Below are 13,655 nucleotides of genomic sequence, written 5' to 3' on the forward strand. Positions count from 1 at the left end.
ATCGATTTACCTACAGTGGATTTATAAACACGACTCTCCCTTTGCTGCCACGATATTGTGAAGAAAGGAAATTATATTGTTACAATGGTATATCATTCTTATTTTTGCAGAAATTTAAAAAAACGCTAAACGTTTTACTTCATGAGATCAGAAATACTTGTTTTTGTGATCTTTGTGCTTCTTTCCTTTCGTACAACAGCACAGGTCACTCCCCGAATAGAAAATCAAAAAGATACATCAGCACATCTTGCACCCGCAAAAACAAGATTGATCTTTCAGCTTGAACATGAGAGTGGAGGCGAGCTTAAATTCAATGAAAGAACCAAGGAGACACTCGCAGATTCTTATTACAGTGGCCTCAACTTTCGTGTTGGCTTTCAGACACAGTTTCAGGATTCATTAAAGAGCATCTACAACGAACTGTACAACTACCCTATTTATGGAGTCGGCATCTACAGCAGCACCTTTGGCCAGGAGCACCTTGGGCGCCCCTTTGCTGTTTATGGCTTTGTTGCCATACCAATCAAACCAAAGGTCAATAGAAGATGGAATTTCAATTACAGAATCGCATTGGGCCTTTCGGGCCGGTTCAATCCATATAATGAAGAGGAGAACCCATTCAATCTGATCATAGGGAGCAAAAACAATGTATTTATTGATTTTGGACTCCAGGCCAATTACAGATTAAGCAGAAAATTCCAGGTGGGTGCAGGTGTGGCGTTCCATCATTTCAGCAATGGTGCCCTGGCCTTGCCAAACACAGGGATTAATTTACTTCCGTTGAGTCTTTCCGTGGCCTATACGCCGACAAGCAGACCATTTGATTTCCGGAAAAGCACCATTCCAAAAATGGAAGATACGGAAGAGCTCCACTTCAACTACGCCTTTGGCTTCAAACAGATCGACCGTGAGCATGATAGTCAATATTTCAAATCTACCTTGGGGGCTTATTACAGTAAGCATTTCGGATACAAATGGCGTCTTGGTGCCGGAATGGATGTATTCTATTCAGCCAGTGGAAATGACGAAAAAGTAGCCGGTGAAAAAGCAGGTAAATTCTCAGCCCTGTTTTCATATGGCCCTGCATTCTATATTGACCATGTGTTAAACTCGAGATTATATATCAATGGAAATGTTGGTGTATACCTGCACCGCAACAAGTTCAATGGCGAGAGCGTCCCAGTATACCTTCGAGCCGGAGTTCGCTACAAAGTATACAAAGACTTCTTTGCCGGAGTTTCCATCAAAGCACATGGCGGCAAAGCAGATTTTATCGAATGGACCACTGGCTATGGATTTAAGTTAGGGAAGAAACGTGCAGAAAAGGCAGATGGAATAGATTAAGAATCAGGGCAACCAAGAGAAAAAGAAAAAATTGATATAAAAAAAAGCGTTCGTGATGAACGCTTTTTTGTTGTGGGGATTACTGGATTCGAACCAGTGACCCCTACCTTGTCGAGGTAGTGCTCTAAACCAGCTGAGCTAAATCCCCAAATGAAAAAAAAGCATCAATGCCTGATGCTTTTGTGGAGGCTACTGGATTCGAACCAGTGACCCTCTGCTTGTAAGGCAGATGCTCTGAACCAGCTGAGCTAAGCCTCCGTTTTGGAATGGTGGAGAATACTGGATTCGAACCAGTGACCCTCTGCTTGTAAGGCAGATGCTCTGAACCAGCTGAGCTAATTCTCCGACTTTGTATGGTGGAGGCTACTGGATTCGAACCAGTGACCCTCTGCTTGTAAGGCAGATGCTCTGAACCAGCTGAGCTAAGCCTCCATACTTTTTTAAAGAACGCCGTTCCCTAATTGCGTGTGCAAATATAGCTTAAAAATTCTATTCTCAAAATTATTTTCAAAGATTTTCTCCCCTAAAGACCACAACAAGCTAAAAAACACCCACATAATTTTCCCCCGGATTAATCATAGAACTTCCACGAAACACCAAATCTAAAGTTGGCCGTATTCATCGGATAACGTCTGACCGTATAGTACCCATGTGGATAAAAATTCTGATTTAAAAAATTATAACTCAGAAACATATTCACACGCTGTATATTGGCTGTCAACCATAGATCCATGATCGGATATGTTGAAAATTCGATTTGTTGATAAGCATTGTAAAACTGTCCTGTTCCCATCGAATAATTTGGATTCGCATAAGGTGTGTTGAATTTGGCATCGATACCAATGCTATAGTCAATGACTTTATAAAAGAGATTGCTATAATAAAGGCTATGCCAGGTATATAGTTCTGGGACCGCCAATACATTCTGTTGGTCAGTCTTTTGATACACAACCAGATTGTCAAAAGTAAAACGACGGATTTTGAATTTTTGCCCAACCGTCACTTTCAACAGATTAGCTTTATCCAGTTGGGTCGGATTGATCCATTTATCCTTTTTAGGGTCATTTTGCGCATTTGACAGTTCCGCAAAATAAGTATAATTATTCATCAGGAAATATTCCACTTTTCCATGAAAGCCCAATGCAGGGTTCGCATATTGGAAACCGAGGTTCTGGATTTTTATCTTTTTCAGATCCAGGTCATTCCATTTTCCATAAGTATAGTTCAGGTTATTAAAAACCATTTCTGGAGACTTATTTTGCGAGTAGGCAGAAAGCGTCACCTTACCAATCTTATCCCCCATAGAGATATCGGCCTTTGCTTCATATAAGAAATCACCAATATTATGACCGAAAACGATCTGATTCGCTTTTAAACTAAAATCCAGGCGATCTGAAAACTTATAGCCAAGTTCCCCTTTCACGATTCCGTTTTGATAGAACTGGTCAAAAGCAGTACTATCCGGTAATTTTTTCTTGGGTTCGGGATATAGTGACGGATTGGTATAATAACGCATAGAGTCTATCTGGGTTTGTTCCACCCAGTTCATATCATGCTGGAAAGCCAAATTCAGTTTCGCCTCATTCTTAAAAATTGATTTTCCACGCAGAAAAAAGTTATACTCAAATTCATTGGACACATTGGTAATGGCCGTTTTATCATTATTTAAGTTCAGCGCCTGGTTGTTATAAGGTAATGCCGCATTTCCATCAGCTAAATTCTTAAAAAAACCATAGGTCTGCCTTCTGACCCGGGTATTATGCGCCATGCTGTTTGTCGGATAGATCTGCATGGTCGGCTTCCCTTTGTCTACTGTATCGAGACGACCGAGGTAAAGCGACTGGCGCAAGAACAAAGAATTGTCGCCCCATTTCGTCCTTGGCGTATTGGCTTTACTGGGATCATACAATTTCGGGATAAACCGGTCCGGCGCCTGCCTATTTTCAGGAGCAAAAGGCAGGTTCTCTATCAAGGAGCCATTTTCCATAGCTTCCAGTCGGTTAAAGACCGCACTCACCAACATGTTGTATCGGTTATTTTTTGACTCATACCAGGATGATACCGAAGCCTTCATGTCGGAATATTCCTGAGCCAGATAATAACCGTCCGTCTTCGTTGAATGAAAATCTACGTTCATGTTCCATTGTGGTGTGATATTCTGTGCCACCCTGGCCCGAAAGACCTGATCATCAAAAAAGAACCCTACGGCCGACAGTTCCGAATAACGTGCCCGTGCCCTAAAATACTGAACAGAGTCCGGGTTCAATAGATAGCGTTCCAATGCGGTAAAGCCAGATTGAAACCCAATTGTTTTCTTGGGCTGAAACAACAAGTCACGTGTCGCCAGGCCGTAAGACCCCAGATTCACGCTAGGATTCCAAGGTAAATTTTGAGGATTATAGTACTGATAGTTATGATGTGAAGTATCTATTTGTCGCGTATATGTCCCTTTCTTTAACATGTCCAATGTGGCGTAACGAATATATTTTGAAGACAGGATCACAGAATCCTTTTTTCCATCTTCCTTGGCTCTCGCTGAATCCAGAGCACTGCTCCATTCCTCTGTGCTTTGTGCCATCAGATCCATGGAACAAACCAGTAAGACACACAGTGCGGCTAATACGCGTACGATCAACTTCATCTAAAATAAATATATAGTCTAAATTTACTGCAAAGCTATCAATTCTTTCAAAATTAATGTCATCTTAGGTTCCGCTTTCTCTGCCACTATCACGATTTCTTGTAGAGAGACCGGTTTTAGCCGATCGTGAAAGCCTTCGTCCGTAACAACAGAAATAGCAAACACCGGAAGCGCCATGTGATTAGCCACAATAACTTCGGGCACAGTACTCATCCCCACCACGTCACCTCCAATAAGCCGCATATAACGATACTCAGCCTTTGTTTCCAGATTCGGCCCCGGAGAAGAAACATACACCACCCGATGTGCAGAAATAGCATGTTTTGAAGCGATTTCGAGTGCCTGTTCAATCATTTTATGGTTATAGGGCTCGCTCATATCCGGAAAACGCGGTCCAAATTCAGCTAAGTTTTGTCCCCGCAAAGGATTGTCAGGCAGCAGGTTGATATGGTCTTCAATGATCCCCAGGTCCCCGTTCCTGATTGCCGGATTTAACGATCCTGCGGCATTGGACACAAAGAGCTTCTGCACCCCCAGAATTTTCATGATACGAATTGGAAAGGTGATCTGCTGCATATCATAACCCTCGTAGTAATGCAAACGTCCCTGCATGGCCACAACTCTTCGTCCGCTCAATTTTCCAAAAATCAATTTGCCTGAGTGGAACTCAACTGTAGAAATAGGAAAATTAGGAATATTCGAATACATCAGCTGATATTCGATCTCAATCTCATCAGCCAGTTTACCTAAACCAGTACCTAGGATGATACCGAATTCTGGAGTAAAATCTCCAATTTTTCTACGGATGAACTCCGTAGTCTCGTTTATACTGTGATACATACGTACAAAAAAACTAAGTAACTCAAACTTAACTTAATTTTTCTGCACGTACAAATCAAATATAAAGACTTAATGATGTGAAAGCGCTCCTTCACTCGCCTTGCCCGGTGAGCTGGCCAATAGCATCAAAAAGGTGATAAAACCATTGATAATAATTAAGTCCAGTCCGATAACATAGGGCGTATACACCTCAATGACATATGTTTTCAATATGTATAGCAATGTCGGTGAGAGCACACAGATATAGGGAACAGCTTTATCGAGGACAGCATTTTTGGTGAAGATGCCAAAAACAAACAGCCCCAATAATGGACCATAGGTATAACTGGCAGCGGTAAATATGGCATTGACCACCGAATCATCATTGATCAGCTTGAATATAAGAATCACCAGCAACATCACAATTGAAAAAGCGAAATGTACATAATTACGTTTTTTAACAAGAACAGGATCGTTCGGATTTTCCTTTTTATTGAAATTTAAGAAATCCACACAAAAAGAAGTCGTCAACGCTGTAAGGGCGCTATCGGTTGTGGCAAATGTCGCTGCAGTAAGCCCCATCATGAAGATAATCGCCGGCACGATGGCCAGATGGTTCAGGGCAATCTCAGGATAGAGATAATCCCGTGTGGCCAATTGTGACACGTCAATACCATTCTTTTCTGCATAGATATAGAGCAGTGCACCCACAGCCAAAAAGAAAATATTGATCACCACAAATACACTGGTGAAGGTAATCATATTCTTCTGTGCTTCTTTGATCGTCCCCATGGAGAGATTCTTTTGCATCAGGTCCTGGTCAAGGCCCGTCATGGCTATCGTGACAAAAATCCCCCCTAGAAACTGTTTCCAAAAATTCGCTTTGGTACTGACAAAATCATCCCAGAAGAAGATTTTGGAATAACTACTTTCTTTTACCGCTTCAAATGTGTCCACAATTCCAAAATCAAGACCTTTTGCCATAAAATAGATCGAAAGAATAACTGCTGTCACCAGAAATGTTGTCTGCAAGGTATCCGTCACAATGATTGTCTTTAAGCCCCCTTTATTGGTATATAGCCAGATCAGCACCAGGCAAATGATCACCGTAATGGCAAAGGGCACATTCCAGGTATCAAAAATAAAATGCTGCAGAACGATAGCGACCAGATACAGGCGGAAAGCTGAGCCTATGGTCCGGGAGACCAAAAAAATAGCTGCCCCTGTCTTGTAGGTCGTATGACCAAAGCGTTCTTCCAGATAAGTATATATCGAAGTCAGCTTCATTCGGTAATAAAGGGGGAGAAGCACATAGGCAATGATCACAAAGCCCACCGCATTACCGAGGACGAATTGGAAATAACTGAATTCTGAAGCCCCAACTGCCCCTGGGACAGAAATAAAAGTCACCCCCGAGAGTGCAGTCCCGATCATCCCGAAAGCGACCATATACCATTTTGAATTCCGGTTCGCAACAAAAAATGTTGAATTGTCAGAAGATCCTTTTGAAGTAAAGTGGGCAACAGCTAATAAAACCGCAAAATAGATAACGATAAAGGACAATAATATGATAGGTGACATAATTCGTTTTTAATAGGTGATTTTGTATAGAAGTGTTTTAATGTGTCGCTTGATAGGCCTCAATGGCTTGTCTGACATTGCCAAACTGTTCCAGCAATGCTGCAGCCTCTTCCTCCGTTGCTCCCGTCTGATCCATAATGATACGCACACCCCGTCCCACTAATTTGTGGTTTGACAGCTGCATGTCGACCATTTTATTTCCTTTGACCCTTCCCAATTGAATCATGACGGCCGTACTGAACATATTCAGCACAAGTTTCTGGGCGGTACCTGATTTCATCCGGGTGGATCCGGTCACAAACTCAGGTCCTACGATAACTTCTATTGGATACTGTGCGACAGCAGCAATTGGAGATCCGCCGTTACAGACAATACAGCCTGTCACCAGCCCTTTCTCATTCGCCTTTTTCAGTCCACCGATCACATAGGGTGTCGTACCAGAAGCCGCGATACCGATCACAATATCATTCTCATCGATGTCATAAGCCTCCATATCCTTCCATGCTTGTTCCATATCATCTTCAGCAAATTCAACAGCCTTACGGATAGCCGTATCCCCCCCAGCTATCAGTCCTATGATCCACTCAAATGGCACTCCATAAGTCGGAGGTAACTCAGATGCATCCAAGACGCCCAACCGACCGCTCGTACCTGCACCGATGTAAAAAGTCCGGCCTCCGGCCTTCATCTTCTCCACAGTAACCTTCACCAATGCTTCAATCTGAGGAATTGACTGTTCAACAGCTAGTGGCACAGATTTATCCTCATTATTGATATTAGTCAATAATTCATGTACAGACATCTTGTCCAAATCCTGATAATTCGAATCTTTCTCCGTTGTATTAACCATTCTTAATCTATATAGTAAATTCTTTATTTCATTAAATCGGGCACATCCACAAATCGATAACCCTTTTCTTTTAATCTCTTGATGATATCATCCAGATGATGATATAATTTATCTTGCCGCCGGGGGTCTGTTCCCATATGAATCAATATCAAAAAACCCCGGAGCCCAAATCGTGATTCATAAGACCAAAGCTGCTCCATAATTGCCACCGAAGAAAGGTAACGCTTACCCATTTCTGGATAAGTATAATCTGCTGCTGTCCGCAATCCCGGTGTATAATTGACAGAAAGCAGTCCCATATCCTTAGCCCACGCTACAGTCTGGCGATTATACCACTCATACGAAGGAATATAATAACGCAAGTGATCCGTATGTATTCCCAGCGCCTCCAATTCCCTTAAATTATTGCTCAGATCACTAACAAAAGAATCCTGACCGACCAATAATTTATCCCGATGTGTCCAATCGCTGACCAGAAGATGCTTATCAGAATGTCCTGACACCATATGCCCATCGTGCAGCATCTGCTGGACATAAGGTTTAAACGCAGGATTCCGCATATAATCGCCCGTCAAGAAGAAAGAGCCTTTTACATGATTGAGCTTCAAGCTATTCAGTATTGTTGGTGTCCCTTCAGAAAGATCATGGCCTGTAAAGACCAAAGCTATCTGCCTTTTCGTGGTATCACCACGAACAAGGGCACCATAGCGATCCCATACTACTTTTTTGCATCCGGCTCCTCCAGGGCCTTTCCTTCTTTTGCTGCCAGCAGATAGATCAGTGCGGCAGTACCGTCCATTGTTGGTTCATTGGTACTATAATCGCCATAATCATCATGATAAACAGCTAGGTCACTTTGAAAGTCCGCATAACCATCTGGATTATTCAGCTTGATGCCGATCAAGTTACGGTAAGTGGATGCCATAATAGGGCCATCGACTAAACCGCCATCAATCGGATGCTTGCCCAAATATGTAAAAGCCGAATGTGGGTCAACTGGTGTATCACCCCATGAAGGCAATCCATAAACCATGCTCGTCCCCCAAGGATTTGTACCAAAAAGCCAATCAAAATTGGCCTGGGCCAGCTCATCAAAACGTCCATCATTTGTCAGTTCTTTATACCATAGACATTGGATCGCAAAAGATGCCGTCAGATTATTGCTGCACCAGATAAAAGGGACTCCCCTTAAAAATGCATTCTGCTCCGCCCTACGGTTGACTTCTTCGATACCCTGCCTATAATAAGAAACAATTTCCTCGCGATCTTGCCCCTTTAATACTTTCGCCAATTCATAATGTCCCAGGTTGATAAATGGGTACCATTGATAATGTGCCGCTGTATCCTCTATCATCCAAGGAGTAATTTTCTCCTGCCGCGCATAAGACATGGCCTCCTTGGCAAACTTCTTCTTCTTCGTGACCGACAGTGCCATTGCTGCTGCCAATTGCATATCATCCACCCAGTTATCTTCGGCGTAGATATAAGGCGATTTGACAGAAACAGTCTGTGTTACCCCAGGTTTCAGGTTGGCATAAGCATAAGCGGTCCCTGCTTTCTTAGCGAGCAGTTTGGCATATCGCTTATCATCCTGACCAAACAATGTTGCACCCAAGCGAAAGGCACTACTAAATTTCCCGGCCGTAGAGCTTGTTCCGGTCGTGTTATTCATAAACTTACCACGTTGCTGCGGTTGGCCATCAATAAAGTACACCGGCCGTTCAGTTCCGCGGCCATAAAAAGGATCTTCTCCAGGCATACGCATGCTGGCATGATCCCGGTCATCTGCAATCTGATTATACATCTGATCTGCTTTTGGATGCATCTTGAGCAGCCAGTCCAATCCCCATTTTGCTTCATCCAGCACATCTGCCCGCCCATTTTTTCCATCCAGGCCATTCGCCTGTTTCTGATCTCCAAACACATGCGGAAAATCACGATAGGCCGCCAGCAGGTGAAATGTAGCATTTGCTGAGGTCGTGGCATACTGTAAATAATCAGAAGCATCATGCCATCCACCACCCGCATCAATACGCGAACTATCCGCGATGCCGGCTTTTCCAGCATACAGCGTAAAACCATCATGCGTATGGCAGCTATCTTTCAGGAACGGATTGAATAAAGTACGTTGTTGGCGCATATAGCGCAAGACAAAGTCTGCAGCTCCGGCATATACATCCCTGGCAATTCTAAAAGCAGGGGACTTCACCTCCCCAGCCTGTATATAAAACTGCCCAGTATCCCGTACCGCAGAAAAATCAAAACGAAAACTCTGTACAAAAGGTCCATAAGCACCGTAATCTTTTCCGACCGGGTGAACATAAACCGCTTTACCTGTCTGTGCATTTTTTACTTCAAAAGAACGAAGCTGCCTGATTGATTTCCCGCCCCATACGGCGACCTTTTTACCGGCCGGCGTATAGCCCAATTGGTTTATTCTAATCCATGCATTTTGCTGTGCTTTCGCAAAGTTACAAACAAAACATGCAAAAACAAGCAGAAAAGCTTGACGTAAATTTAAGAAGTTTAGACATTTTTTTATCATAATAAGGCATTTATTTTCAAAAAGATCATTTCAATCGATTGCTTAAAATTGTAATGAGACTATCTTACCATCCATCGTGCTTGCTATCACGGAGTTCTGACCGTTTATTGCGACCGGATTAACCATGCCATTGGAAATTTTATATTGCCACAAGACTTCGCCTGTTTTTGCTTCTACAGCTGACAGCAAACCCGAATGACTCGGCACAAAAACCAGTCTGCGGTTGGTCTTTATTGCTGAGGGAGTCAATTCATAAGGAAGTTTTAGCGCTGATCTCCAAACTACTTCCATATTGTCTGCCGAGCAGGAAATCCCAAGCAGGTCTCCGTCCATTGTTTTTACATATACTTGCTTCTTGGTTGCAGCAAGCCCCATGGATTCCCGCACCCGTATGGTATCTTTTTTTTCACGCCATATTACAGCGCCGTTCTTAGCATTAAGGGCTGTCATATATCGATCCGGTGCAACCACAAAAACACGGTTATTGACCCCCACCGGATTACAGGCTGCCGCAGAAAACATACGGTTAGCATGCCCATTATTCCATTCCCAGGCGAGTTTTCCAGTTTTTGCTTCAAGTGCATAAAATCCATTTCCCCATGAACCAAAAATAATATTGCCCCGATAATAGGTAGGTAAAGTTGAAACAAATCCATTTACATGGTCAAAGCTCCATTTCAATGCACCGGTCTTTACATCCAATGCCCTGAATTTACCATCCGAACCACCAATAAAAGCTATACCATCCCGGATCAAGGGCGAGCCCAGCACAGCTTTATCTGTCTGCACCTTCCAGCGGAGTTTTCCGCTTTGAGCATCCACCCCATAGATACAGTGGTCTGAAGAACCAGCGACCACGATGCCTTTCCAGACCGCCGGTGTGGAATAGACTTTCCCTCCTGTACGGAATGCCCACAATTTTTTACCAGATTTCAGGTCAAGTGCAAAGATATCACCAGCCGTATTGGAGCTGATGACCCGCTCTTTATAGACCGTCAATCCGGCACCGATATCACTTGCATCTTCAAATGTCCAGTTTACCGTTACCTTGTCGGCATACCTGTCATTGACAGCGTAGCTGGGACGTGGGTAGGTCGCTGTTTCATTTTCAAAATGATGATCAAACAAGGACACAACCAACCAAGGGTTATCCTGCGTTCCTACACCCGGAGTACGCTCCTGATAAATTGCTTTCCCTCCCCCTATAGTGACAATATTATATCCTCCGATGTTTTTATTGGCACGCAGGTTAGAGCGTCCCATCACCCCCGGAATCCCTTCCCAGCTGTAAGCTGAATTATTATGACCATGACCACATAGTGCCAGTTGCACATTCCGCGTCTTGACACGCTTCAGTGCATCAAACCAATTATTCAGGGATGAGTCCTGCGGATAATGGTTAATATAGATCAACGGGGTATTCCGGTCCGGATTTGAAGCAAAAATAGAATCCATCCACACCAAGTTCTCACGCGGAATCTGCCCGGGACTCATCCGCATATTCGGACCGGAGTTGGTTCCGATAAATTCAAACCCTTTATGTTTGAAGAAAAACGTCTCGCCACCAAAAACCGTACGAAAGGTATTTGCGCCATTTTCCGACCAGTTGCCATCATGATTTCCAGGAATCACATACCAGGGCAACTGCAAACTATCCAGTATCTGCTTCGCCAGCTTCAGTTCATGATCCGCACCAAATTCGGTAATATCCCCTGAGAGAATCACAAAATCGATATCCCGTACTGTGTTTAAATCTTTTACCGTACGCCGCAAATCCTCCTCACCCGTGGCTCCTCCAACATGCGTATCGGTGACATGAGCAAACTTAAAGGACTGCTGTGCAAAGGCGATGTTAAAAACGCACAATAATGCATAAATAATCCCAATTATTCTTGATTTCATGGTTGGTATTTTCTTAAAAATAGCATTTTCATGCATAAATATAAAATAAAGTCGCACAAAAAAAGCCTTGCCCAACCAAGTGGACAAGGCCAAATAAATATCAAAATAAAATTACCATCCTTTCGTCTGGGTCAATTTATAGCCTTTTGCAGCATATTCATTGACCTGTTCCAACCCTACAGGCGACATATACGAACGATCCGAAAAAGCCTCCCTGTTCTCCGCAGTCTCAACAAGATAGTAACCAATCATCTGTCCTGCATTCGTACCGTCATAAGTGATTACCTTATTATTGGCATCTACCACTTTAAACACTCCTTTTTTGCTTGCGTCCAACAATGCAGGAATATCTTTTTGGGCGTCGATCCAAGGACCGCGGAAATAATCCGGATTTTTATCAAAATTCATGTAATCCAATTTTTTCCATCGTTTGATATCCAGCAAACGGAGTCCCTCGTACACAAATTCCATCCGGCGCTCCCGACGTATTTCCCAGGTCAATGGAGACACATCAGCATCTCTGGATGGGTCATTGGCGATTGCACCGATCTGTAATGGCGCAGTTTTTTGAACGCCTTTTGCTGTTGCTGCCGCATCCAAAGGACGATTACGGATTGCATTAATCGAACGGTCAATATCAGCCTGCGTCACTGCCGCACCCCCAAAAGCTTCCGCTAAGATCTGTTTTGCTTCAACAAAGTTGAGCACAACCTCAGCCAGCCGGATTACTGGCGCATCAGATGTATTGGTACTTGACCCCCATGCAGGTGGATATTTACTACCTAGATAGGTTAACGCTTCTCGTGACGCAAATTTAAAGGCATAAAATAATGTTGATGACGATGTCAGTGGTTTTTCGAAGAAGGAAGCCTCAAAACGCGGATCACGCGTAAGGGACAAATCCTTGATGGAAAAACTAGCCGCATTGGCCACTGCCGAACCCTGCCATGGCTTTCCATCGTTACAAATAAATGATTTTACCAACACTAAATTCGGTGCATTTGTCTGTCCTTCCGTACCATTACTATAAGACCCCACACTATGAGTCACACTTTTCGTAGCGTCATACGCACGATACATGATCACTTCCTGGTTTGCACTTAGATCCTCTGAGGCAAATAAGCTCTTAAAATCACTGGTAAATTTATATGAGCCAGCATTCATGACTATTTCTGCCGCTTTTTGAGCCAGTTCCAGATATTTCTTCGCTCTTTCTTTGTCAATATTATGGTAGTGCAAGAAAGATCCTTCAAATAACATATACCGCGAAATAAATGAAGCCGCAACATATTTATTCAGGTACTGCTTACCATCGCTGATCCGCATATTTTCCAATACATACTGAAAGTCTTCATACACCTTATCCATGACCAGGCCCCGATTATCCCGGTCTTTATACAACAGATCCGTTTCGTTGTCTTTGAGTTCCTTGTCATAATAAGGCACATCCCCAAACACCTCCACCAGTCGGCTATATTCCGAAGCCCTGAAAAAGCGCGCCACAGCCATCCAATGGCGGTATGTCTCTTCATTAATATTCGGCTTGGTCACATTTTCTATACGGTCAATAAAAATATTCGCCTTTCTGATATACACAAAGTTCCATGTCGGCCCCGAATACTCGCGCAGCATCTGCGGTGTTTCCATTAAAGCAATTGTACTTGCAAAATCATTCTTACGTGTGGAAGGAACCGTATTTTCAAAATTATCCTGGATGTTCTTTTTTGTCAGGTCATCTGAAAAGGTATACCCTGTCACGGGTGCGTAAGCTGTCGCAAAGCCTGAGTTATAACCCGTGAAAAAATTCGGATAAAATCCATTCGCATATAAGCGCAGCGCCAGTTCATTCCCCCAGCTACTCTGATCCTCAATACTGGTAAGCTGATCCCGATCCAAGACGTCTTTATTGCACGAAGACAGCAACAATGTTGTGCCCAGTGCCAAAAAAGCTATTTTCTTTGTAAGTTTCATTT

At 43.3% G+C, this 13,655-nt stretch carries 9 protein-coding genes and 4 tRNA genes; 1 reads left to right on the forward strand and 12 read right to left on the reverse strand.

What is annotated here, in order from left to right; genetic code table 11:
* Positions 1-141 precede the first annotated feature (141 nt).
* Positions 142-1,344: an acyloxyacyl hydrolase gene (locus HX021_RS05625; protein WP_286589091.1), complete on the forward strand. Its 1,203-nt coding sequence runs from the start codon at positions 142-144 to the stop codon at positions 1,342-1,344.
* 73 nt (positions 1,345-1,417) lie between these two features.
* Here HX021_RS05625 and HX021_RS05630 read toward each other — a convergent pair.
* From HX021_RS05630 to HX021_RS05685, 12 genes are all read right to left on the reverse strand, one after another.
* Positions 1,418-1,492, reverse strand: a tRNA-Val gene (locus HX021_RS05630).
* Positions 1,493-1,527: 35 nt separating this feature from the next.
* Positions 1,528-1,602: transfer RNA gene (locus tag HX021_RS05635), tRNA-Val, on the reverse strand.
* 9 nt (positions 1,603-1,611) lie between these two features.
* Positions 1,612-1,689: transfer RNA gene (locus HX021_RS05640), tRNA-Val, on the reverse strand.
* Positions 1,690-1,698: 9 nt separating this feature from the next.
* Positions 1,699-1,776, reverse strand: a tRNA-Val gene (locus HX021_RS05645).
* A 139-nt stretch (positions 1,777-1,915) separates the two neighbouring features.
* Positions 1,916-3,985, reverse strand: coding sequence for a putative porin (locus HX021_RS05650; RefSeq protein ID WP_286589093.1), 2,070 nt, complete (start codon positions 3,983-3,985; stop codon positions 1,916-1,918).
* Positions 3,986-4,009: 24 nt separating this feature from the next.
* Positions 4,010-4,825, reverse strand: coding sequence for a purine-nucleoside phosphorylase (locus HX021_RS05655; protein WP_286589095.1), 816 nt, complete (start codon positions 4,823-4,825; stop codon positions 4,010-4,012).
* 69 nt (positions 4,826-4,894) lie between these two features.
* On the reverse strand, positions 4,895-6,385 hold the full coding sequence (locus HX021_RS05660; RefSeq protein ID WP_286589096.1) for a sodium:solute symporter: 1,491 nt from the start codon (positions 6,383-6,385) through the stop codon (positions 4,895-4,897).
* A 37-nt stretch (positions 6,386-6,422) separates the two neighbouring features.
* The gene (murQ, locus tag HX021_RS05665) at positions 6,423-7,262 is read right to left on the reverse strand and encodes an N-acetylmuramic acid 6-phosphate etherase (RefSeq protein ID WP_286589317.1); all 840 of its coding nucleotides are present in this window, start codon (positions 7,260-7,262) and stop codon (positions 6,423-6,425) included.
* On the reverse strand, positions 7,259-7,897 hold the full coding sequence (locus HX021_RS05670) for a polysaccharide deacetylase family protein (protein WP_286589097.1): 639 nt from the start codon (positions 7,895-7,897) through the stop codon (positions 7,259-7,261). The genes murQ and HX021_RS05670 overlap by 4 nt, the downstream gene beginning before the upstream one ends.
* A 56-nt stretch (positions 7,898-7,953) precedes the next feature.
* Complete coding sequence (locus tag HX021_RS05675) at positions 7,954-9,780, reverse strand: glycoside hydrolase family 9 protein (RefSeq protein WP_286589099.1); 1,827 nt, start codon at positions 9,778-9,780, stop codon at positions 7,954-7,956.
* Between the two features lie 42 nt (positions 9,781-9,822).
* A complete protein-coding gene (locus tag HX021_RS05680) occupies positions 9,823-11,682 on the reverse strand; it encodes an outer membrane protein assembly factor BamB family protein (RefSeq protein WP_286589100.1) in 1,860 nt (619 codons plus the stop codon).
* 111 nt (positions 11,683-11,793) lie between these two features.
* Complete coding sequence (locus HX021_RS05685; RefSeq protein WP_286589101.1) at positions 11,794-13,653, reverse strand: RagB/SusD family nutrient uptake outer membrane protein; 1,860 nt, start codon at positions 13,651-13,653, stop codon at positions 11,794-11,796.
* Positions 13,654-13,655 lie beyond the last annotated feature (2 nt).

The sequence above is a fragment of the Sphingobacterium sp. N143 genome (assembly GCF_030325625.1).
GTDB lineage: Bacteria > Bacteroidota > Bacteroidia > Sphingobacteriales > Sphingobacteriaceae > Sphingobacterium.